This is a genomic window from Corynebacterium segmentosum (assembly GCF_900637825.1).
GTDB classification, from domain to species: Bacteria; Actinomycetota; Actinomycetes; order Mycobacteriales; family Mycobacteriaceae; genus Corynebacterium; species Corynebacterium accolens.
In genome coordinates, this window is record NZ_LR134408.1 from 1,373,793 (window position 1) to 1,395,922 (window position 22,130).

The 22,130-nt window shown below is 58.9% G+C and carries 21 protein-coding genes and 7 tRNA genes; 5 read left to right on the top strand and 23 right to left on the bottom strand.

Annotated elements, in window-relative coordinates; translation table 11 throughout:
• Positions 1-61 precede the first annotated feature (61 nt).
• The 8 genes from secF to EL217_RS06610 all read right to left on the bottom strand — a co-directional run bounded on the left by secF (position 62) and on the right by EL217_RS06610 (position 8,160).
• The gene (gene secF / locus EL217_RS06575; RefSeq protein ID WP_023030653.1) at positions 62-1,234 is read right to left on the bottom strand and encodes a protein translocase subunit SecF; all 1,173 of its coding nucleotides are present in this window, start codon (positions 1,232-1,234) and stop codon (positions 62-64) included.
• Between the two features lie 2 nt (positions 1,235-1,236).
• Positions 1,237-3,120 carry a protein translocase subunit SecD gene (gene secD, locus EL217_RS06580; RefSeq protein WP_005278998.1) on the bottom strand — a complete coding sequence of 628 codons (1,884 nt, stop codon included), beginning with the start codon at positions 3,118-3,120 and terminating at the stop codon, positions 1,237-1,239.
• 281 nt (positions 3,121-3,401) lie between these two features.
• Positions 3,402-3,776, bottom strand: a complete 375-nt coding sequence (yajC, locus tag EL217_RS06585; RefSeq protein ID WP_005283298.1) for a preprotein translocase subunit YajC — start codon at positions 3,774-3,776, stop codon at positions 3,402-3,404.
• 89 nt (positions 3,777-3,865) lie between these two features.
• Positions 3,866-4,945 carry a Holliday junction branch migration DNA helicase RuvB gene (gene ruvB, locus EL217_RS06590; protein ID WP_005278995.1) on the bottom strand — a complete coding sequence of 360 codons (1,080 nt, stop codon included), beginning with the start codon at positions 4,943-4,945 and terminating at the stop codon, positions 3,866-3,868.
• A gap of 36 nt (positions 4,946-4,981) precedes the next feature.
• Positions 4,982-5,590, bottom strand: a complete 609-nt coding sequence (ruvA, locus tag EL217_RS06595; protein ID WP_126319161.1) for a Holliday junction branch migration protein RuvA — start codon at positions 5,588-5,590, stop codon at positions 4,982-4,984.
• An 82-nt stretch (positions 5,591-5,672) separates the two neighbouring features.
• Positions 5,673-6,245 (bottom strand): crossover junction endodeoxyribonuclease RuvC, encoded by a 573-nt coding sequence (gene ruvC / locus EL217_RS06600; protein ID WP_005283305.1) that lies wholly within the window; start codon positions 6,243-6,245, stop codon positions 5,673-5,675.
• 188 nt (positions 6,246-6,433) lie between these two features.
• On the bottom strand, positions 6,434-7,189 hold the full coding sequence (locus EL217_RS06605) for a YebC/PmpR family DNA-binding transcriptional regulator (RefSeq protein ID WP_023030649.1): 756 nt from the start codon (positions 7,187-7,189) through the stop codon (positions 6,434-6,436).
• A 92-nt stretch (positions 7,190-7,281) separates the two neighbouring features.
• On the bottom strand, positions 7,282-8,160 hold the full coding sequence (locus EL217_RS06610) for an acyl-CoA thioesterase (protein WP_084538535.1): 879 nt from the start codon (positions 8,158-8,160) through the stop codon (positions 7,282-7,284).
• 142 nt (positions 8,161-8,302) lie between these two features.
• On the opposite strand from EL217_RS06610, the gene EL217_RS06615 reads away from it, so the two are divergent.
• Positions 8,303-9,700 carry a DUF2029 domain-containing protein gene (locus tag EL217_RS06615; RefSeq protein WP_126319163.1) on the top strand — a complete coding sequence of 466 codons (1,398 nt, stop codon included), beginning with the start codon at positions 8,303-8,305 and terminating at the stop codon, positions 9,698-9,700.
• A 4-nt stretch (positions 9,701-9,704) separates the two neighbouring features.
• Here the strand turns inward: EL217_RS06615 and EL217_RS06620 are convergent, their stop codons facing one another.
• The 15 genes from EL217_RS06620 to EL217_RS06690 all read right to left on the bottom strand — a co-directional run bounded on the left by EL217_RS06620 (position 9,705) and on the right by EL217_RS06690 (position 18,900).
• Positions 9,705-10,166, bottom strand: coding sequence for a hypothetical protein (locus EL217_RS06620; RefSeq protein ID WP_034658282.1), 462 nt, complete (start codon positions 10,164-10,166; stop codon positions 9,705-9,707).
• The gene (locus tag EL217_RS06625) at positions 10,166-11,269 is read right to left on the bottom strand and encodes a glycosyltransferase family 4 protein (RefSeq protein ID WP_126319165.1); all 1,104 of its coding nucleotides are present in this window, start codon (positions 11,267-11,269) and stop codon (positions 10,166-10,168) included. The genes EL217_RS06620 and EL217_RS06625 overlap by 1 nt, the downstream gene beginning before the upstream one ends.
• The gene (locus EL217_RS06630; RefSeq protein ID WP_126319167.1) at positions 11,269-12,171 is read right to left on the bottom strand and encodes a phosphatidylinositol mannoside acyltransferase; all 903 of its coding nucleotides are present in this window, start codon (positions 12,169-12,171) and stop codon (positions 11,269-11,271) included. Before EL217_RS06630 ends, EL217_RS06625 begins: the two co-directional genes overlap by 1 nt.
• 86 nt (positions 12,172-12,257) lie before the next feature.
• Positions 12,258-12,866: a phosphatidylinositol phosphate synthase gene (gene pgsA, locus EL217_RS06635; RefSeq protein ID WP_005278979.1), complete on the bottom strand. Its 609-nt coding sequence runs from the start codon at positions 12,864-12,866 to the stop codon at positions 12,258-12,260.
• Positions 12,859-13,428, bottom strand: a complete 570-nt coding sequence (locus tag EL217_RS06640; RefSeq protein ID WP_126319169.1) for an HIT family protein — start codon at positions 13,426-13,428, stop codon at positions 12,859-12,861. Before EL217_RS06640 ends, pgsA begins: the two co-directional genes overlap by 8 nt.
• The gene (thrS, locus tag EL217_RS06645) at positions 13,415-15,478 is read right to left on the bottom strand and encodes a threonine--tRNA ligase (protein ID WP_126319171.1); all 2,064 of its coding nucleotides are present in this window, start codon (positions 15,476-15,478) and stop codon (positions 13,415-13,417) included. The genes EL217_RS06640 and thrS overlap by 14 nt, the downstream gene beginning before the upstream one ends.
• 77 nt (positions 15,479-15,555) lie before the next feature.
• Positions 15,556-16,782, bottom strand: coding sequence for a Dyp-type peroxidase (locus EL217_RS06650; RefSeq protein WP_126319173.1), 1,227 nt, complete (start codon positions 16,780-16,782; stop codon positions 15,556-15,558).
• Positions 16,783-16,784: 2 nt separating this feature from the next.
• On the bottom strand, positions 16,785-17,471 hold the full coding sequence (locus EL217_RS06655; protein ID WP_023017393.1) for a copper chaperone PCu(A)C: 687 nt from the start codon (positions 17,469-17,471) through the stop codon (positions 16,785-16,787).
• On the bottom strand, positions 17,471-18,079 hold the full coding sequence (locus tag EL217_RS06660) for a copper resistance CopC family protein (protein WP_023017392.1): 609 nt from the start codon (positions 18,077-18,079) through the stop codon (positions 17,471-17,473). Before EL217_RS06660 ends, EL217_RS06655 begins: the two co-directional genes overlap by 1 nt.
• A gap of 187 nt (positions 18,080-18,266) precedes the next feature.
• A tRNA-Gly gene (locus EL217_RS06665) sits at positions 18,267-18,342 on the bottom strand.
• 43 nt (positions 18,343-18,385) lie between these two features.
• Positions 18,386-18,457: transfer RNA gene (locus tag EL217_RS06670), tRNA-Val, on the bottom strand.
• A 27-nt stretch (positions 18,458-18,484) separates the two neighbouring features.
• Positions 18,485-18,555 (bottom strand) — tRNA-Cys (locus EL217_RS06675).
• 30 nt (positions 18,556-18,585) lie between these two features.
• A tRNA-Gly gene (locus EL217_RS06680) sits at positions 18,586-18,661 on the bottom strand.
• A gap of 38 nt (positions 18,662-18,699) precedes the next feature.
• Positions 18,700-18,771: transfer RNA gene (locus EL217_RS06685), tRNA-Val, on the bottom strand.
• A 53-nt stretch (positions 18,772-18,824) separates the two neighbouring features.
• Positions 18,825-18,900 (bottom strand) — tRNA-Gly (locus EL217_RS06690).
• A gap of 256 nt (positions 18,901-19,156) precedes the next feature.
• Between EL217_RS06690 and EL217_RS06695 the strand changes: the two genes are divergently transcribed.
• The 4 genes from EL217_RS06695 (at position 19,157) to EL217_RS06710 (ending at position 22,124) form a co-directional block, all read left to right on the top strand.
• Positions 19,157-19,231 (top strand) — tRNA-Val (locus EL217_RS06695).
• An 88-nt stretch (positions 19,232-19,319) separates the two neighbouring features.
• The gene (locus EL217_RS06700) at positions 19,320-20,222 is read left to right on the top strand and encodes a DMT family transporter (protein WP_126319175.1); all 903 of its coding nucleotides are present in this window, start codon (positions 19,320-19,322) and stop codon (positions 20,220-20,222) included.
• 45 nt (positions 20,223-20,267) lie between these two features.
• Positions 20,268-20,966: a pyrimidine reductase family protein gene (locus EL217_RS06705; protein WP_126319177.1), complete on the top strand. Its 699-nt coding sequence runs from the start codon at positions 20,268-20,270 to the stop codon at positions 20,964-20,966.
• Between the two features lie 6 nt (positions 20,967-20,972).
• Positions 20,973-22,124, top strand: a complete 1,152-nt coding sequence (locus EL217_RS06710; protein WP_126319179.1) for a glycosyltransferase family 87 protein — start codon at positions 20,973-20,975, stop codon at positions 22,122-22,124.
• Positions 22,125-22,130: the final 6 nt, after the last annotated feature.

Sequence of the window (22,130 nt, forward strand, 5' to 3'; positions counted from 1 at the left end):
CCCCTCTTCTCCTTCAAAGACCGAGCCTTACCCCGTCTGATTATGACGTGTTTCAGAGCACTTAGCGGCCTGGGCGCCAGGTAGCACCGGTATGACCGGAGGCGCTGCTGCCGTGATCAGATTGCTCTTCTGCTACTTCCTTGTGCGTCTTGGCGCCCGCATCAGAAGGCGTTACCACCTTGCGCTTCGCAGAACCCTCTTGCGCCGGTTCACCATCCTCAGACTTACCCGCGCGGTAATCCAGCACACGCTGCGTGTGCTGTTTGACGCGCTTGGTCCAATTAGCAAACGTCACCACCAACGGGGTGGCCAAGAAGATCGAAGAGAAAATGCCCTCGATAACGCCGATGAGCTGGATCAGCGCCAGATCGCGCAGCGTACCGATGCCCATAAGCCATACAGCGATGACGAACAGGGCGATAATAGGCAGCGCGGAAATGATGGACGTAGAAATAGAGCGCATGACCGTCTGGTTAATCGCCAGATTGGCAAGCTCCCCATAGGTCTTTGATCGTTGGCCTTCCAAACCCGCAGTATTCTCATTGACCTTGTCAAAGACGATGACGGAGTCATAGATGGAGAAGGTCAAGACGGTGAGCAAACCGATGATGACGGCGGGAGAAACTTCAAACCCAAAGAGGGCGTAGATGCCGGCGATGACGATGCCATCGATAATAAGCGCCGAGATGGCAGCAAACGCCATGATCTTTTGCAAGCGCACCGCCACATAGATGGTCGCTGCAACAAGGAATACGACCATGGCCAGAATCATGCGCTGGGTAATGGAAGAACCCCAGGACTCGGACACGGTGGAGGAACCAATGGCGTCCGGGGTGGCCTCCCCGTTTTCGTCCTTCGGCTGGAATTCCTCGTAGATTGCGGAGCGGGCGCTGTCTACCTCTTCTTGGCTCAAGCGCTCAGAGGTGATTTCGAGCGTCTCAGAATCGCCGGCGCCGACGATGCGCACCTGCTCGGGTTCAACGCCGGTGGAGTCCTCAAAGACGGTAGCTACCTCGTCCTCTTTCAAGTCCCCAGCGGGCATGGACAAGGTGGTACCTCCCTCAAAATCGAGGGAGAGCGTGAACCCGCGAATCAAAATGGCGGCGATGGCGCCGACGAGGAGCGCGGCGGTAATCGCGTACCACCGTTTGGTGTGGCCAATGAAGTCATAGCCACGCTCGTCTTCATAGAGACGATCCAAACGCGAAATCTTGTGTTTAGTAGATACGGCCATGATTATTTCTCCTCATCTTCCGCAGCTGCTGAGGGCGCTGAGCTCTCAGACGAATCGGCGCTAGCGGATGCCGAATTGTCAGTGGCGCGCGCCTGCGATGCGGTAGCAACGCCGCGGGACTCCGCGTAGTAGCCGCGTTCGCGTCGCTCTTCAATCAGCGCGTAAATTCCGCCCAAGCCATTCATCGATGGCTTGGCTGCCGCTGGGCGGCGGCCGATGATCTGCATCAACGGCGCCATGACCAGGAAGGACACGACGAGGTCGAAGATCGTGGTCAAGCCCAAGGTGAACGCGAAGCCCTTTACCTCACCGATGGCGAGGAAGTAGACAATGACAGAACCAATCAACGTCACCGCGTTACCGGTCACGATGGTGCTACGCGAACGCTCCCACGCCTTCTGCGTTGCTGACCTGAAGGTTCTACCCTCTAGGAGCTCATCCTTGATGCGTTCGTAGTAGACCACGAACGAGTCCGCGGTCGCACCGACACCGATGACTAGACCGGCGATACCGGACAGGTCGAGCGAGTACCCGATCCAACGCCCCAGCAGGACGATGGCGCCGTAGGTCAGCAGGCCGGAGCCAAGCAAGAAGATGACGGACACACCGCTGAGCGCGCGGAAGTAGTACAGCGAGTACAGGATGACCAAAATCAAACCTGCCAAGCCTGCCCACAGGCCGGCCTCGAGCGCTGCCTTACCCAGTGTCGGCGGAATGGACTCTACCGTGCCGCCGGGCTCGCCGTTTTCGCCGGCAAAGGACAGCGGCAGTGCACCATAACGCAGGTTATTGGCCAGGTTATTGGCTTCTTCCTGGCTAAAGTCACCGTTAATGGAGGTGGCAGAGCCGTACGGGGTAGCGCCCTGGATAACCGGCGCCGAAATGACGGCCGAGTCAAGGGTGATGGCAATCTGGTCGTTCAGATGCTCCCGCGTGAGGTCAGCCCAGGTCTGGGAACCGTTCGGGCCATTGCCGGTCTTGAAGGAGAAGCTAATCTCCATCTGGCCGGACTGCGGGTTCAGGCCGCCATTAATCGGGGAATTGGTATCAATCTCATTACCCGTCAAACGGGTACCGTCTTCATCCTCAACGCCGTTGAGCAACGGCGCTGGCTCCAAGACATAAGGGGTGCCGCTGTCGTAATCACAGGTCACGAAAGGCTTGGACGGATCGTCCGCACCAGCCAGTGGGTCGGCGGAACCTTGGCAGGTCAAGAGCGACGAGGCCGCTGCCTGCGTTGTCGGATCGTCCGATTGGCGGTCCTCCAACAACATCTCAGTGACTTCGTCGCGGCGCTCGGTCTGCTCAATGGAGTTGGAAGGCTCGTCCAAGGGCTTGGCGGAGACCTTCGGCGCCTTGACGTCCTTCGGTTCCTTGCCTTCCGCCTGCGCCTCTTGCTGGGCAACGGCATTGGTGACGTCTTCCAGCTTCTTATTGGCCTCGTCCTTATCTAGGACGCCGTATTTGACCCACCGGTTAGCCATATCTTCCAGCTCTTTGTCGAGCTTTTCCAGATCCGGCGCGGAGGGTTGTGCCACTGGGCGGAAGTACAGCTGGGAGGTCTGCCCTACCGCCTGGGCTTGGGACGCATCCTCGCCCGGCACGGTGATGACGAGGGTATTGCCGTTGATGACGACCTCGGAACCTGAAACACCCATACCGTTGACGCGCTGTTCCAAAATATTGCGCGCCTGCCGTAGCTGATCCTGGGTGGGGTCTTCACCTTGTGGCGCCAAGGTAACGCGGGTGCCGCCCTGCAGGTCAATGCCTAGCTTCGGGGTGGCTTGGCGATTTCCGGTAAAAAAGACCAGCGCATAGATAACAACCACGATGAGCCCAAAGAGCGCGAGGGCACGCTTGGGCCATTGGCGGTTGCTATTTTTCATAGCGCCTCGAGATGATGCGGACAACGATATTCTCCTGTGCACTGCAAACCAGGGTGATTAAACAATAAATACGGCCCGCCCGATTCGGCGCGGGCACGTTAACAACGCACAATCGTACGTCATGGAACAACATTTTCCTTAACGGGGTCCGCGATTCAGCGAAAATGTGTCAGGTTCTACGTTTCTCATAAGCCCATGGCATCCCCAGAGAACTCCCCCACGTGTACACAGGGGGTGCGCCCGCGTCTTCCTCCACAGAGGGCGCGGGCGGTAACAAGGACTTAACGGCTAGAGGGCTGCTCGCCTTCCCCGCCGTTGAATCCATCATCATTATTGTTCTCACCGTTGTCGCGCTGCGCCTCTACGGCATTGTTTGCACCACCGCGGTCAAGCTTCTGGGCCTCGCTTTCGGTGCGCACCACCGCCATCTTGTCAAAGGTGAGGGTAACGCCCGGGGAAACCTCGAGGTCCACGCTGGTATCCGTGGTTCCGCGCACCACGCCGTGGACACCGCCGGCGGTGACGATGCGATCCCCATTCTGTAGGGAGTTTTGCAGCGATTGCATATCGTTCTGACGCTGGCGTTGCTTACGCATCGCCATAAAGGAAGGAATGATGAACAAAATGACAATGATGATGAGAAAGATGATTTCCATAACTTTCCAGTATGCCAGACCGTTTCGTTCACAAAAACCATGAGCCGGTTCCACCTCTGCGGCCGCTCCAGCGCGGTGCCGACGCTTGCCTAAAACAGCCCAATCGCGCCATCGGGAGGCGTCAGGCCGAGGTGTTGCCAGGCGGCGGCGGTGGCGACCCTGCCCCGCCCAGTGCGCGAAATCATGCCGGCGCGAACCAAGTACGGCTCACATACCTCCTCCACGGTGGAGGGTTCCTCGCCCACGGCGATGGCCAAGGTATTCACACCCACCGGCCCGCCGCCGTGGCCGTTAATCAGGGCATTGAGGACGGCGCGGTCTAGTCGGTCTAGGCCCATTTCATCGACGTCGAATACCTCCAGCGCCCCTTGTGCTGCGGACAGATCGATGCGTCCGGTGCCATTGACCTCTGCATAGTCGCGCACGCGGCGCAGCAGGCGGTTGGCAATGCGCGGGGTGCCGCGCGAGCGGGAGCCGATTTCCACGGCGGCATCGTCATCGATGGCAACGTCCAAGATATGCGCCGCACGCTTGATCACGCGGGTGAGATCCTCGGTGCTGTAGTACTCCATTTGGGCGGTAAAACCGAAGCGATCCCGCAGCGGACCGGTAAGCATTCCCGCTCGCGTTGTCGCCCCGACCAGCGTAAACGGCGGAATCTCCAAGGGAATCGAGGTAGCACCCGGCCCCTTGCCCACAATCACATCAATGCGGAAATCCTCCATGGCCATATAAAGCATCTCTTCGGCGGGCCGAGCAATGCGGTGGATCTCATCGATAAAAAGCACGTCGCCTTCCATGAGGTTCGAGAGCATCGCCGCCAGGTCGCCCGCCCTCTCCAGCGCCGGCCCAGAGGTCATGCGCAACGAGGTGCCGAGTTCCTGCGAAATGATCATCGCCATCGTGGTCTTACCCAGGCCGGGCGGCCCCGATAACAGGACGTGGTCCGGGGTGACCCCGCGGTTCTTCGCGCCGGTAAGCACGAGGGAGAGCTGCTCCCTCACCTTAGGCTGCCCAATGAATTCCGTCAGGGACTTGGGGCGCAGGGAGCGTTCAATATCGTGTTCTTCAGCGTGAGCGGTGGCTTCCACATCACTATTGTGCTGGGATTCGTGCGCCTTACTCATCCCCTCTGGGAGGTTGAACTCGGTGCGCTCAATATCGGACATGCTGTAGCCTTTGTGTCTTCTTGACGTCGTGTTCTTTTAACCCTGCTTGCCCAACCGGGCCAGGGCCGCGCGCAGCAAGGTTGACGTATCCGCCGCAGGGGCTTCGGCGTATGCCGCCTCCACCACGGGGCGAGCCGCCTTCTCAGTAAATCCTAGGCCCAAGAGGGCTTCAGTGACACTATCGACGACTGGGCCACCGGCACCTGTTGCCTCCGGCGCAGCATCGGACGCGGGAGCTCCAGCAAAGCGCTTTACCTTATCCTTGAGCTCCAGGGTAAGGCGTTGGGCCATGCGCTTGCCGACGCCCGGGATAGACTGCAGCGCCTTCACATCCTCCCCGCCAATCGCTGCGGCCAGTTCTTCTGCCCCCATGACGGATAACGCGGCCAAGGCGAGTTTGGGCCCCAAGCCAGACACAGATTGCAGCACTTGGAACATTTCGCGGTCATCGTCGCTGGTAAAACCGTATAAGGTCAATGCGTCTTCCTTGACTACCAAGGTCGTGAGCACAAAAGCAGTTTCTCCGCGGCGCAAGGTTCCCAACGTCTTTGCGGTGGCTAAGAACTTATAGCCCACCCCGCCGCATTCAATAACGCCGTGGTCTAAACCAATGTGGAGGACTTCTCCCCGCAATGCCGCAATCATTTTCTACCGTGCCTTCCTACCTGTGTGCGCTTTCAACATGACCTAATAATGAACAAACTTAACCTGTGGGGGGTGTGGCGAGCTAAGGCTGAACACCCTTCCCCCGCCCGCGGACGCCGCTGGTCTTTGCGCCGAGCCCTAAACCGGTACTATCCATTCTCACGATCGCTGGCGCCCGCCAGCAGTGGCAGACGGCCAGCGCCAATGCATCCGCCGCATCCGCCGGCTTGGGCGGCTCCGTAAGCCCCAGGATACGGGTGATCATGGTCGTCATTTGCTTCTTATCCGCGCGCCCATTGCCAGAAATAGCCTTTTTCACTTCGGATGGGGTGTACATGTACACCGGAATATCCCGCTCGGCGGCCGCGAGTACCAGAACCCCTACGACGTGCGCGGTCTGCATGACGGTTGAAACCTGGCCGCGTTCGAAGACGCGCTCTATGGCCACCACATCCGGCGAATAATCGTCCATCCATTCCTTGGCCGCCACGGATAGCCGCAAAAGCCGTTCGGTCAGATCCTTATCGCTGGGAGTCCGCACCACTCCCACGGAGACGGGAAGGATCGCGCGCCCGCGCCCTGCTTGAACTACGGACAGGCCACAGCGGGTGAGCCCGGGATCTATGCCCATCACGCGCATGCCTTCGATATTCACATCCGCCCACTCCCGTTCCGCGGCCTCGTCGTTACCAATCTTGCTTCCCTATTATGTCTTACACACACATGTTCTACAACACGGCGAGAACTTAGGACCCTAATAGAGCACAATAAAAAGCCCGGCGCCGACATCTCCGCATCCGCGAAGAGCCGCCACCGAGCTAGTGCCTAATAAGAGCAGTATCCTTACTCTGCATTGAGCTCCGCTAAGACCTCATCGGATAGGTCCATATTGGTATATACGTTCTGGACGTCGTCGGAGTCTTCCAAGACATCGATGAGGCGGAAGATCTTCTTCGCGTCATTAGCCTCGAGGGGAACCTCAACGGAAGCACGGAAATCATTATCGGAGTCATCGACCTCGATGTCAGCTTCCTTGAGAGCCTCCTTGACGGCCTGCACATCCGTGGGGGCGCAGACGATCTCGAATTTCTCGCCCTGGTCTTTAACCTCTTCGGCGCCGGCGTCGAGGACCGCCATCAAGACGTCGTCCTCGCTCAGCTCGCCCTTTTCCACCAAGACATAACCGGTGCGGGAGAACATATACGCAACCGAGCCGGATTCACCCAGGTTGCCGCCATTCTTGCTCATCGCGGTGCGGACATCGGTAGCCGCGCGGTTGCGGTTATCGGTCAAGCATTCAATCAGCATTGCGACACCGTTGGGGCCATAGCCCTCGTACATGATGGTCTCCCAGTCGGCACCACCGGCTTCTTCACCAGAACCGCGCTTGCGGGCGCGTTCGATGTTGTCATTGGGGACGGAGGCCTTTTTGGCCTTCTTAATCATGTCATCGAGCGTTGGGTTGGCCGCAGGATCACCACCGCCGGTTCGCGCCGCCACTTCAATGTTCTTAATGAGCTTGGCAAATTCCTTGCCGCGCTTGGCGTCATTGGCAGCCTTCTTGTGCTTGGTAGTTGCCCATTTTGAGTGGCCTGACATTAAGTCCCTTTCTAATTGGGTTCTAAATCTGTTGACAATTATACGTGCCCTGCACGAACTGGGAAAAGCGCCCCCAGGATACGCAAGCGTTTCTAGACGTTATGCCAATTACCGTGGGCAGAACCACTGCCCAAGTTTTCATCAAGGAACCGCGTCAAGCCCTCCTGGTTGACCAACGCAACGAGTTCTCCCTGTTCAGTGAATAATTTACCGCGCGCGATGGCCGTGCCTTGCGACGCTGTGGGCGATACCTGCTCATAAAGCAGCCACTCATCCACGCGGAAAGGACGGAGAAACCACACCGCATGGTCAAGGCTGGCCAATTGGATCTTCTCCCCCTGGTGCGGAATGAGCGCCGACCGAATGAGGGTCATATCGGACATATACGTCAAGGCAGCGCGGTGAAAGTCGGGATCACTCCCAAGCTCGCCGGTATTGCGGAACCAAATATGGCGGTATCCGGCACCGGTTACCTCCGCGGCGGCATCATCGCGGCCTTCATCGGGGACCAAACGGATATCCCAATCGGTCCACTCCTTCAAGATGATTCGGGTGGAATAGGGCGCCCCGCCACCGCGGCGCGCGGCTTCATCGGGGCTTAATACCTGCGGTGCCACATCCTGATGCTCGGGCCCTGTATCACCATCGCGGTGGAAACTAGCCAGCATGATAAAGACGAGGCGGCCATCTTGGATGACCCGAACCTGCCGGCTGGCAAAGGAACGGCCATCGCGCAGCCTTTCCACCCGCAACTCCAGCGGCTTTTTCGTATCACCGGGTCCAACGAAATAGCCGTGAAGGGAATGCACCTGCTTATTATCTACAGTCCTTTGCGCCGCGGCTAGCGCTTGCGCTGCCACCTGCCCGCCAAAGGTGCGCTCAATCTGCGAGGGAATCGCCGGGCCAGAAAAGACATCCGCTTCTTGGGTGCCTTCTAATGCCAAAACCTCAGAAATGGTGCCCACAGTCATCCTTCCTTATGCGCCTACTATGCGCTATATCACGTAACTTCTTATCTGCCTTGCCACCCTACTCCCTAGCCGGTCCAACCCCAGTGGCTAGCAACCTGATTCGAACTACCCACTGCCCAAATTTTTTCCTAGAATCTTTTGGGTGAAAAGAATCGCGTCAGTTCCTGCAGTATGGGTGGGCTGGGTTCTCGCCCGCTTGGTATTGGTCTATTTCTTGAAGCTCGACCACAGTGCACGCGGCGATGTTGCCTATTATTTCGCTGGGCTTTATGGCGACGATCCCACGCTAATGACCGAATACCCCCATGCGGGAACGTGGCCCACCATCATCTTAAGTTGGTTTACCGGTGGGGACCGCGGCGTGTTCTACATCGGCTTTACCATCATGACGCTGCTTATCGATGCCACCTTCCTCGCCCTCCTGCTGCGCCACCACCAGCGCAATATGCGTGTTTTCCTCGCAAGCTGGTTCTGGGTCTTCTTCGGCACGGCCGCAGGACACGTCTTTGTATGGCGCCTCGATATCTTCCCCGCGGTCGCCGTCGCCGGTGCCGCCGCGCTCCTTATTTCTCATCCCAAGACCGGTGCCGCCCTTTTGGGCTTCGCCACCACCATGAAGCTCTGGCCAGGAGTCCTCGCCGCAGGCCTAGTAGGGCGGTTTAATAGCGCTAATTCCTGGCTCCGCCTGGTGTCCTTTTTCGGCTCCGTCGCAGCCCTATCAGCGCTAACGGTTGTCACCTCCGGCATGGACCGGCTCCTTTCCCCGCTGGATTATCAGGGGGTGCGCGGGCTCCAACTCGAATCCATTCCGGCGACATACTTGCTCTTGCAGGCGCACCTCAACCCGGGCACATGGCATCTAGGATATGCGCCATCCAAGAGCTTCGAGATTTCCGGCCCGGGCGTGGATACCGCCATCATGTGGAGCACCGTCGCTACAGCCGGGATGCTGGTATTCGCCTTGGGCTGGGCTCTATACCGTTTCTTCGCCGGAGGGTGGACCTCGCGCACCACCGTCGCCTTCTTCACCCTCATGGTGCTGCTGCTCATTGCCACCAATAAGGTATTTTCGCCCCAGTACATCATCTGGCTCGGCCCGCTATTCGCGGTGGTCGTACGCCAACAGCTCCCCGCCGGGTTCGTCCCCATCAAGATCTGCCAGGGCCTTCTCGCTGTATGCGCGGTCGCCGCCGCTGCGCTGGGCACCTACGTCTACCCGCTCCACTATGACTACCTGTGGAAGTACGTGGGCGCAGACCTTACTCCGGTCTACGTACTCGTGGCCCGCAACGTGCTCATCCTCGTCATGGTCCTCATCGCGCTCATTTGGTTCATCCTTGAGATAAGCCTGTCGCGCCGCATAGAAAAGGCCATCGTGGCAGCAAGCGGCCTGGAGCAAGCCCAGGAAGCCGCCGCAGAGCCCGCGCCCTCACCAGATACCGGGCGAATCAACGTTCCGGGCTCCGACACCGCCGATGCCGATGCCGACGCCGATCCTGACGCGAGCACCGATGTCACCACGCAGGTGCCGCGCGGCTAGATTTTCAATCTGCCAGCATGTAGTCGAAGTACTCGGGTAATTTAGCGGTTCCGCCGAGGTGGAAAAAGCGCACCGCTGGGCGCAGGCGCAGCGCGCGCGTATCGCTGACTGCCTCGTTATAAAAGCGATGCGCCAATTGGATGCGGCCTTCTGCATCCGCCAAGGCGGCCGGGCGCTGGCCTACCGGAAAATCGCGCACAATGGCGGCCGAGAGCTCGCGTTCTACCATGGTGCGGGCTTGAAAATGCCCATGCGAAAGCTCCGTGGATTCGGCCTTTTGCGCCAAGGCGGCAAGATCCGGGGAGACCGCCGCCGTTACCGCCGCGCGCCGGTCTAGTGCCGCCTGCAGCTGCGCCAGTGCGGCATCGGTGCGAATGTGCAGGAAGTTTAGCCGCTGCGCGGTAAAAATGGCCCACGATCCTAAAAGTATGAGGATGACGAGCGCAATGGTTATCTCAATCCCCATCATCGCTTCACCCTTACCTTCGTGCCGTCTTGGACCGTTTCATAGACCTGCATGACCGCTGCGGCGACATGGTCCCAGTCATACATCTGGGCGCGTTGGACGCCATTGCGCACCAAGCGCCGCCGGTAATCGGCATCATCCAAGACCTGGTTGAGCACACGCGCCAAGTCGGAGGCATCGCCGGTGCGGAAAAGCGCTCCCGCGGGTTCATCCGATTCCGCGTTGCACACCGCGCGAAAGGCCTCCAGATCGGAAGCCACGACGGCGGCACCGGCGGCCATGGCCTCTACCAGGACGATGCCAAAGCTCTCCCCGCCCGTATTCGGCGCCACGTAAACATCGGCCCGGCCCAAGATCTGCGCCTTTTCTGCATCGCTAACGCGCCCCACGAAGTCCACGCCCTCGACCTCGCGGGCGCGGCCGCCGCCCATAATGGTAACGCGGATATTCTTGTTGACTTGGCGCAATGCTGCTAACAGAATATCCAGGCCCTTGCGTGGCTCGTCGAGGCGGCCGAGGAAGACGACCTCGAGTGGGGCATCGGCAAGCGCGGGCTGGCTTTTCTTGCGCGCAAGCGCATAGACGGAGGTATCGACGCCGTTGGGAATCAGGACGGGATCGCCGCCCAATTGCTCCACCTGCCAGCGCCGCGCCATATCCGATACCGCGATGCCGCCGCGAATCTTTTCCAAAAAGGGTACGAGCAGCGGCTTGGCCAAGGTGAGGATGAGGGAATTGGCCGCCGAGGCGTGGTACGTCGCCACCATGGGGCCGTGCGCCACGGCCAAGGCGGTCATGGAAAAGCTCGGGGAATTGGGCTCGTGGATATGCAAAACGTCAAAATCGCCGGCGTGAATGAAGCGCTTGACCTTGCGGGTTACCTTAGGCCCCACAGACAAGCGCGCCACCGAACCGTTATACGCAATCGGGAAAGCCGGGCCGCCCTTGACCACGAAATCCGGCAGCGGTGTGGACTCCGCGGCGGGTCCAAGGACCTGAACAAAGTGGCCCTGTTCTATGAAAACGGTGGCTAGGTCAAGGATATGGGCCTGCACGCCACCGGGTTCATCAAAAGAATACGGGCAAATGATACCGATGCGCATTAACGGGAACGTTCCTTTCGCGCTTGCCGGCGCCGCTCCACATCCTCGTTCCATTGCGGCTGCAACATGTGCCAGTCTGCGGGGTGGCGCCGGATATTGGCCGCAAATCCATCCGCCATGCGCTGGGTGGTCTCCTGAATATCGGTGACCTCTACTTCTGGCGACACCGACAATCCCCAGCCATCGCCTTCAAACCAGGAGTGCACCACGTGGAGTGCCGCACCGGTTTCGATGGCCAGCTGCGCAGGACCTGCCGCCATATTGGCTTCCTCGCCCATGAAATCTACCGTGACGCCGCTGCGGGTGATATCGCGCTCTGCCAATAGGCAGACCACCCCGCCCTCCTCAAGGGCCTCCTTCAGCCGCGCAAAGGGGGTAACCGCCCCACCGGTAAGCGGCAGGACCTCAAAGCCTAATTCCTCGCGGTAATCCACGAAGGCATCAAAAAGCACCTCTGGCTTTAACCGCTCTGCCACGGTGGTAAATTGCCCGTAATGGCCCACCAGGAAGACCCCGGCCATATCCCAGTTGCCGGAGTGTGGCAGCGCCAAGATGACGCCGCGGCCCGACTGCGCGGAGGCATCAAAGTGCTCGAGGCCCTCCAGGCCGCTCATGAGGCGCTCGTGCAGCTGGGGATCCGCATGAATCGCGGGAAGGCGAAACGCCTCCATCCAATAGCGCATATACGAGCGCATGGAATCGCGCACCAATTCGCGCGTGACGTTTTCTGCCCCTACCACGCGGGTAAGATTTCGCCGCAGGCCATCCATGCCGCGCCCGCGATCGCTCGCATAATCCGCGACCCACCGGAAGATGGTGCGCGCTACCGGCTGGGGCAACCGGCGAACTACCTTCCAGCCCGCCAAATACCCAGCGGCTGCTACGTCTTCTTTATCCCACATGGTGGCCGGATCCTCCAGAAAAGTGTGTGCGCAATCCACGAACTAGCCGGAACGATAGTCCCCCGCTGCGCCCAAGGTCGCTTAAGTTATACTCCGGCATCTTGGCGCGCTGCAATGGCAATGCGCTGGTACACGGTAAAGATTGAGCCAACCGCCAAGATCCACAGCGATACCGCCGCGGCGTACTCTACGCCCAGGCCCTCAAGGCCGATTCCGCCCAGCGCCAAGATGAGGCGCTCCGGGCGCTCAATCAGGCCGCCCACCATGGTGAAACCGGAGGCCTCTCCCCTAGCCTTGATATAGGAAATGACCTGGGAGCATACCAAGGTAATGAGGCAGGCCGCCACGGTCCATTTGGACGCGTCTGCGGTATACACCAACCACCAGGCGATGGCGCAGAATAACGCGCCATCGGTAATGCGGTCGCAACTGGCATCCAGCGTGGCACCGAAAGCGCTCGATTTACCGGTCAGGCGCGCCATGGTGCCATCGAGCATGTCAAAGGCGGCAAAGAGGCCGGATAATACGGCGGCGATAAACAGGTGGCCGGTAGGAATGAGGATCACCGAAATGGCGATGGTCACAATAGTGCCTACAACCGTGACCACGTTGGGAGTCAATCCCAACTTTAAAAAGGTCTTGGCTATAGGTTCCACCACCACGGCGGCGGGCTTTCGCCCATGCACGCTAAGCACGCGAGTCCTCCTCTTCCATGTCACGCCAACCCTCTGCCAGCACACGACGAGTGTCTTGCAGTAGTTGCGGTAATACCTTAGTCCCATCGAGGACAGTCATAAAGTTACTATCCCCGGGCCACCTTGGCACCACATGCAAATGCAGGTGGTCTCCCACCGAGCCGCCGGACGCGCGCCCCAGATTAAAGCCCACGTTAATGGCCTCTGGGCGTGACACACGCTTGAGCACCCGCACCGCCTTTTGGGCAAAGGCCATAAGCTCGTGGGATTCTTCCTCGGTGAGGTTTTCCAGCTCGGATTCCTTGCGGTACGGAACCACCATGAGGTGGCCGGCGTTATAGGGAAACAGGTTGAGCAGCGCATAGACCGTCTTACCGCGGGCGATAATGAGCCCGTCCTCATCGCTGCCCTTCGGGGCTTCCACGAAGGGATCCTCGGACCGCTGCGCGATATAGGCCATCCGGTACGGTGCCCACAGTCGCTCCAACCGGTCCGGCTCACCGGCACCGGTATCGACGAATGTTTCCTCGCTTTGCCCCTTCTGCGGATTAGCGCCGGGCACGAATGAGCTCTTCTGTCGGCTGCTCGTTGGTGCGCTCTGCTACCCACGTGGAGATGAGCTCAACGGCTTCATCGACCGGCACGCCGTTGACCTGCGTGCCATCCAGGAAACGGAAGGAGACCGCACCGGCTTCCACGTCGCGGGCGCCGGCGACCAGCATGAAGGGCACTTTGCCCGTCGTGTGATTGCGGATCTTCTTCTGCATGCGGTCATCGGAGGTATCTACATCCGCGCGAATGCCCTTGCGGCGCAGCTTTGCGGCGACGCCCTCCAGATGCGGCACGAAGTCATCCGCGACTGGAATGCCCATGACCTGGTGCGGTGCCAACCACGCTGGGAATGCGCCCGCGTAGTGCTCAAGAAGCACACCGAAGAAGCGCTCGATGGAGCCGAAGAGGGCACGGTGGATCATGATCGGGCGCTTCTTCGTGCCATCGGATGCGGTGTATTCCAGCTCGAAGCGCTCCGGCAGGTTGAAGTCCAGCTGCACCGTGGACATCTGCCAGGTACGTCCAATGGCATCGCGGGCCTGGACGGAAATCTTTGGCCCGTAGAACGCGGCGCCCTCAGGATCAGGAACGAGCTCGAACCCGGATTTTTCTGCCACGGACTGCAAGATGGCGGTCGAGCGCTCCCAAATCTCATCGGAGCCGACGAACTTATTGGGATCCTTGGTGGAAAGCTCCAGATAGAAATCGGAGAGGCCGTAATCCTCAAGCAGCGAGATGATGAAGTCTAGAACCTGGGTGAGTTCTTCTTCCAGCTGCTCTTCGGTGCAGTAAATGTGGGCATCGTCCTGGGTAAAACCGCGCGCACGCGTCAAGCCATGCACCACGCCGGACTTTTCGTAGCGGTAGACCGTACCGAATTCAAACAGTCGCAGCGGCAGCTCGCGGTAGGAACGGCCGCGGGATGCAAAGATCAGGTTATGCATCGGGCAGTTCATCGGCTTGGCGTAGTAGTCCTGCGGCTCCTTGACGGTATTTCCCTCGGCGTCATACTCGCCATCGAGCTGCATCGGCGGGAACATGCCATCTGAGTAGAAATCAAGGTGGCCGGATTTACGGAAGAGGTCGCCCTTGGTGATGTGCGGGGTATTGACAAAGGAGTATCCCGCCTGCACGTGGCGGTTGCGGGAGTGGTTTTCCATCTCCATGCGCACGGTCGCGCCATTGGGGTGGAATACGGGGAAACCAGAACCGATCTCATCCGGGAAGGAGAAGAGATCCAGTTCCTGGCCCAAGCGGCGGTGATCGCGCTTTTCTGCCTCTTCCACCATGGTCTGGTAGGCAGCCAGTGCGTCCTTGGACTCAAAGGCGGTGCCGTAGATGCGCTGCAGGCCGGCGTTGGCCTGGTCACCGCGCCAGTAGGCGGCGGACGACCGAGTCAGGGCAAAGGCCGGAATGTATTTCGTGGTGGGAACGTGCGGGCCGCGGCACAGGTCGAACCATTCCACCTCGTTGGTGCGCGGGTTCACGTTGTCATAGTGCGTCAGATCGCCGGCACCCACCTCAGCGGCCTCATCGGAATCCGGGTCCACGTTGCCCTTGTCCTGGATAAGCTCCAGCTTGAAGGGCTCATCCTGCAAGGCCTGTTCCGCCTCTGCCGTAGACGCATAGGTGTGGCGCTCGAAGCGCTGGCCTCCCTTGACGATCTTCTTCATCCGCTTTTCCAGGTTCTTGAGATCCTCCGGGGTGAAGGGCTCAGCGGTCTGGAAATCGAAGTAGAAGCCGTTTTCAATGGACGGGCCAATGCCCAGCTTGGTGCCGGGGAACTCGGCCTGTACGGCCTGGGCCATGACGTGGGCGCAGGAGTGGCGAATGACGGCGCGGCCATCTTCCTCACAGGCGGCTACCGGGACAAATGTCGATTCCTCATCCGGGGTGTGCGAAAGGTCATACAGGGTACCGTCCACGCCGCGGACTACCACGACTGCCTCTGGACCCTTATTGGGAAGGTTCAGCTCGCGGAGGGCCGCACCAACCGCTTGCCCGGCCGGCACGGTGAAGGATTCGTAATTTACCGGTGCTGCGGGAATAAGTTCCGCCATATTCGCGCTCCTTTTTGCGCTCGCGCAGATACGGCATACCTGGCCGCATCCACTAGTTAAATTTACGGATCGTCATTCTACAGGCCAGCATGTGTGCAAAGCGATTCCGCCCACCACGTTTCTTTGCCATCGCTGCCTTTGGTTCCCGGCGGGCAGAAATACATTGCCGAGCCAATATGGGTCAGCCACTCATTCAGCAGGTCCGCCTCATCAAGGCGCGCCTGAATGGGCTCGAATTGCTTGGTGGGATCCTGCTGGTAACAGATGAAAATCTGGCCAATATTGGATAGTTGGCCATCCTTGCCATCCGGCGGCAATTCGTAGTTATAGGGCCGGCGCAAGATCTTTTGCTCCGGGTGGTCCTTCGGCGCAGTCGCCCGCGCCATGTGGGAGTTCTTATCGATGACCGGCAGGCCATACTCATCCGTGGCCTTAAAGTCCGCCTCATCGAATTCCTTATCACCCGTAAGCGGTGCCCCGTTTTCCAGCTTGCGGCCCACCGCATTTTCACGGGAGGAGCGGTCCAGCTTTTCCCAGGTATCGAGGTTCATGCGGATGCGGCGCACCACCATGGCCGCACCACCCTGCTGCCACTTCGGGCCATCCTCGATCCAGACTTGGTCAGCGAATTGTTCATCGCCGCGCGGGTTCACGGTGCCATCTTTTTGGCCAAACATATTGCGCGCGGTCGCGCCCTTTTCGTGGCTGCCGTAGGCGTTGATAAAGCCCTGCTGCAGCCAGCTAACTTCGGCATAGTGCTCGCCAGAGCGCACCATGTGCCGCAGCGCATAGGTATTCATCAGCGGGTCATCGCTGCAAATCTGCAGGACGATGTCAGTTTGGCCCCACTTGTCATCTAATTGGTCGCGGGAATAGGCGCGGACATCGCCAAGCCACTTCGGCTTATCCACGCCCAGCAGGGAGAAAATGCGCTCGCCCAGCCCACACGTAATGGTGAGGTTCGCAGGCTGGCGCACCATTTCCGGTTCCAAGGTCCCCAACGGCGGCTGGCCCGTGCACAGCGCTCGCGCGTCCTCAGTCCACAGCTTCATGAGCCGGGCAAAGCCCTGCTTGCCGATGCCCCTTTTAAGATCAAAGCCCACCAAGTTCAGGTGCGCTTGCTCCGGCGTGTCAATCCCGGCCTGGTGTGGGCCGTCGAAAGCCACGGTGGCATCGGCAAGCGGGGGCTGCTCCTCCGCTTCAGCGTGTGGTGTTGATTTATCCGAGTTGCATCCCACCAGCGCAATGGCGCTGGTAGACACTGCAGCGCCGGTGAGAAATCCCCTTCTGCTGAATCCCGTCATGATTAGTGCTTGTGGTTTTCTTTCTCGTCGTCCTTGCTGGAGTGGTCGTGACCGGAGTGGTCGTGGCCAGAGTGATCGTGACCGGAGTGGTCATGGCCGGCGTGATCGGAGTGATCGTGGCCTGCGTGACCGTGGTCCATGCCCTCCATGTCGCCGTAGTCCTCATCGCCAGCACCCATGGTGCGGGCCTGGATGGTGCCCAGGTCAAGCTCCTCGCCGTCAGACAGGGTGACCGTCATCTCGAGCGAATCACCAGGCATGATGCCTTCCTTCATGCCCATCAGCATGAAGTGGTCACCGCCAGGAGCAAGCTCGTGGCTCTCGCCGGCCTTGACAACCAAGGGGCTGGACTTTTCGCGCATCTGGCCATCGACGGTCTCGTGAATCTGGTTCATCTCTGCGTCCAGGCTCGTGGAGAAACCGGTGATCTCGATGTCTTTATCCGAGTGGTTGACCAACGTACCGAAGATGGCGGTCATGTCCTTGTCTTCGTTGGCGCGGACGACGGCGTCCTCGAAGGTCAGGTCCTTATCCGCTGCAGCGGTAGATTTACTGGTTTCTGCGGTGGAAGAAGCGGCCGAAGTCGACTCCGAGTTGCTGGAATCGCTCTCGTTATCCGGGGAGCAACCAGCAAGAACCAGGGCGCTGAGGGATACGCCGGCAATCAGGTGGGAAATTTTCTTAGTCATTATTTGTGACCTTTCGAGTCGTTTCGACGGGTTTTAGCAATCAGCAAAGCCAGAACGGCCGCTATGGCCAGCACACCGCCCACTGCCAGGATGATTTTCACCGACGTGGGCATATCGCTTGAAGAATCTGCAGCTCCATCTGCATCTGCAGCGTCGGTGGAGGAAGCATCATCGCTATCCCCACCTGTGACCGTAAATGAGACCCCACCGCGCGTTGCGTGTCCATCCGAGGAGGTGATGTTGTAGCCCACCTGGTAGTTACCTGGGCCGGGATCCACATCATCTGGAGTTGTGATCGTCAGATCGCGTTCATCGAGCTCCGGCTCCTGGCTAAAGATCTGTTCCCCAGTGTCCTTATTGGTTACCGCAAAGGTGTTGAACTGGTCTTTAGGGATGCCGGAGAACTCCAGGGTAATTTCCTCAGGAAACTCCTCGAGCTGGTCGCCCTCCTTTACGGTTCCGCCCACGACGGAATCGTGCGCCAGTGCTACGGGTGCGGATCCGCCCGCGATAAGCGCGGTAGCTCCCACTGCCACTGCCGTGCGGCGCAACCAAGGTACGCGATGGCTCATTTTCAGCTCCTTCAGTTCTGAATTTTGCGTGTACATGCAAAGACATCCTAATCCCACCGAATGCCTTGGTGACAATCGTGGTCATCAGGGTGTCTCTATCAATAGTCGGGAACCATATCCCCATAGTTCCGCACCGAAGCGAAAAAGTCTGCGATCTCTATCACTACAGAAGCTTTGAGATTGCCGCATGCAAAAAGCCGCCTTGCTAACAAGGCGGCTTGAATGGAGCGGATGACGAGACTCGAACTCGCGACCCTCACCTTGGCAAGGTGATGCGCTACCAACTGCGCTACATCCGCAGGTAAATCAAAAGATTCACCAAGGGCCACAAGATGACCCTCGTGCGCGATACTGGGATTGAACCAGTGACCTCTTCCGTGTCAGGGAAGCGCTCTCCCACTGAGCTAATCGCGCCTAATGCCCGAAGGCATTAAGACGTTGAGGTGGAAACGGGAATCGAACCCGTGTGCACGGTTTTGCAGACCGTTGCCTCACCACTCGGCCATTCCACCGTGGCGATACCGCCTCACACAATACAGTGCTGGAGCGGATGACGAGACTCGAACTCGCGACCCTCACCTTGGCAAGGTGATGCGCTACCAACTGCGCTACATCCGCATGCGAAACCAGGCCCGGTTTCTAGGACAAAGTCCTTGTGCGCGATACTGGGATTGAACCAGTGACCTCTTCCGTGTCAGGGAAGCGCTCTCCCACTGAGCTAATCGCGCGCTATTCATTTAGTTCCACTTTCCTTGGTGGCATAATACCCTCTAGAAAAGCGTGGAGCGGATGACGAGACTCGAACTCGCGACCCTCACCTTGGCAAGGTGATGCGCTACCAACTGCGCTACATCCGCATCGCGCCGCAGTGCTTAATGCTTTGCGGTGCGTGAACAAACATTATCGTGCTCCCTGCTAGTTTCCAAATCCCCAGCCCAGCACACCTATTGCGCGGCGTAAATCACTCACTTATCGACGGTGTGAATTGCAGGGTTGTCATTTAACCCGCGCGCTCACCTTCCCAGACATATCCGCTTTAACCCCACCTTCCGCGCCCTCCATCCAGCCAATTAGGAAAATGGAATGCACCGGGTGTAGATTTATCCCCCGCAAGGTCCTATAGCTCAGTGGGAGAGCGTTCCGTTCACACCGGAAAGGTCACTGGTTCAATCCCAGTTAGGACCACCACCGCCCACCTAAGCTTAATTTCGTTTGCTTAGATGGGCTTTTCCCATTCAAGTAGGCTTTTTGGCTTATCTAAGTAAAGTGTCCACCCGTGTTGTGGATACTTTTGGGAATTCTTGCTGGTCTGGTTTTACCGATACAAACGCTGGTTAATACTCGCCTTCGCGCTTCCACCGGCACCCCGTTTTCCTCCTCGATGATTTCCTTCGCCGTAGGAACGGTAACCCTGCTCATCGTGGCCACCGCCGTTACCGGCGGTAACTACGGCATTGCGCGGGCCTTTGATGAACCACTCTGGATTTGGTTCGGCGGTTTGCTAGGTGTTGTCGCTTTGACCGGAAATATTCTTCTCTTTCCACACCTGGGCGCGGTCCAGACCGTAGTCTTACCCATCGCGGGGCAAGTCATCATGGGTCTTATAGTTGACCACTTCGGGCTCTTCGAGTCCCCTCAATCTTCTCTCACAGCAGTGCGCGCCATCGGTGCCATTATCGTGCTTATCGGCGTGATTGCGGTGGTAGCTACCCCGAGCGCTGCAACAAGTAGCGAGGATTCCGCGACCGCCCTGTGGCTCTGGCGGCTCGCCGGGTTTATCTTTGGCTGTTTCACCGCCAGCCAGTCCGCTATCAACGGACATCTGGGCCAGGTCACGGGCTCTCCGGTCAGTGCTGCGCTGGTTTCTTTCGCCGTCGGCGTTACCGCCCTGGTCATCGTCAATATCGTGTTGCGCTGGCGCCCGCGCATCGAGCGCCCGGAAGGAAAACCCAACCCGTGGTGGATGTGGATTGGCGGCGTCTTGGGCGCGCTTTTCATCTTCGGCAACGCCGCCCTCGTTCCGCAGATTGGTACCGGTCTCACCGTGGTTGCCGGCCTGCTTGGCTCGATGCTGGGCTCGCTCATCATTGACCGCGTAAGCGGCGCCCCCATTAAATCCCGCCAGGTGCTTGGCATTGCCCTCCTTTTAACCGGTGTGGTGCTCATTCGGCTGGTGTAGCTGACAGGGCGATTCACCCCGGCAGAACCATTACACTGGCAGAGCATGGACATCACTTCGCTTTTAGGGCCCGAGCCCTCTTACCTACCCGCCCTCCGGGCCAATATGGTTTCTACCCTCACCGGGTCTGCCACCATCAACGACCTTTCTGAGGCCATGGGCAATGACACCGACGGAAAGCTTTTCCAGGCCCTGCGTGGCTGGGCGGACGTTGTTTTTGTGGGTGGGCAAACGGTCAGGTCAGAAGATTATTCGGGAGTAGAGCAACACTCTCCCGATTCGCCTCCCGCTCCCATTGCCGTACCCACGCAAAGCTTGAAGTTTGAGCCGGACTCGAAATTCTTAACCCACTTCACCACCGCCCCGCTCTTCCTTGTCCCCCACGCGGCGCTGCAGAACCCGGAGGTGTCCGCGAGGAAAGGTCCTCTTGAGGCGGCAGGCGCAGAGGTAATCGATGCAGGTGAAGGCACCATGCAGGACTACCTCCGCGTATTGCGGGAGCGGGGATTTCAGCGCATCCTTTGCGAGGGTGGGCCAGGAATGCTCGGCCAGCTGGTGCATATCGATGCCATCGACCAGATGTATCTCACCTTGGATCCCCACCTGTCCACCGGCGTGGAAAAGCCCGTGGCTACCTTTCATGGCACGCACTCCCACCGCCGAATGCACCTAGAAAATATTGCCGCAGATACTGATAGCACGGTGTTTCTGCGATACTCGCGCGCGTCTGAACCCGTAGACTAAAAGGTCGTGTCTGCTCGAATAAACGCCGCCGCATGGCCTATTGCCGTTCTCCTCGTCATTCAGCGCGTTTTCATCGTCGCGCGCAATGGGACGCTGACTGATGATTTCACCACGGTCTATAGCGCGCTAAGGCGCATGGTCGACGGTATTCCGGTGTATGAGCAGGCCTATAACCATGTGGATCCGTTGTATCTCTACACCCCGGGTGCAACGCTATTCCTATCGCCTTTAGCGTGGCTCGATTTTGGCCCAGCGCGCGGGCTTTTCATCGTGGTCAATGCCCTTGCCATCATTGCCGCATTAGCACTGCTGACCCACGTGGTGGGAAGAAAGCTCACCTCGCCGGTGTTTCCGGTCTCTATCGCTTTAGCCTTCGCCACCGAATCTGTCACCAATACTTTGGCGTTTACCAATATCAACGGTGTGCTCTTATTCTGCATGGTGCTTTTCCTGTGGGCTTTCTTAGAGGCTGAGCGCACCCCGCAGCTCGCGTGGGTTTCCGGCATAGCCATTGGGCTAGCCATTTTGATTAAGCCCCAATTCGCGCCCCTCCTCTTCTTGCCCCTAGTCAAGCTGCAGTGGCGCAACCTCCTCGCGGGGCTGGGGATTCCAGTGGTGCTTAACCTCCTCGCGTGGCCCCTGGTGCCCGGTGCAAGCGGTTACCTGGACAAGCTTGTGCCCTATCTGTCCACGACCCGCGATTATGCCAATTCCTCCTGGGCGGGATTACGCGCCTATGTGGAATTTGGACCAGTCCTCTACTGGGTGGTGTGGGTAATCTTCGCTGCCTTGATCGGCTGCGCGGTGCTTGGGCTATTGCGGTGGCGACAATCCGAACCGGTGTTTTGGGCGCTGACGACGAGTGGCGCGATTATGGTGGGGATCTTCTTCTTGTCCTCGCTAGGACAGCAATATTATTCAATGTGGCTATTCCCGCTGATATTCACCGTGGTCCTGCCGCGCTCCGTCTTTCACTCAGTGGGCGCATGGGTGGCCGCGTTCCTGTTCTTGGCGCCTGTGTCGTGGACATCGCACGCGCACCCGGATGCTGGGCGGTGGATGAACTTCTTCTCCGGCACCGTGGGATGGAGCCTGCTCATCGTCATCATCTTCGCCTGCGTTGCCGGATGGTGGCGTGCAACGCAAATAAAGGATTAAACTTAA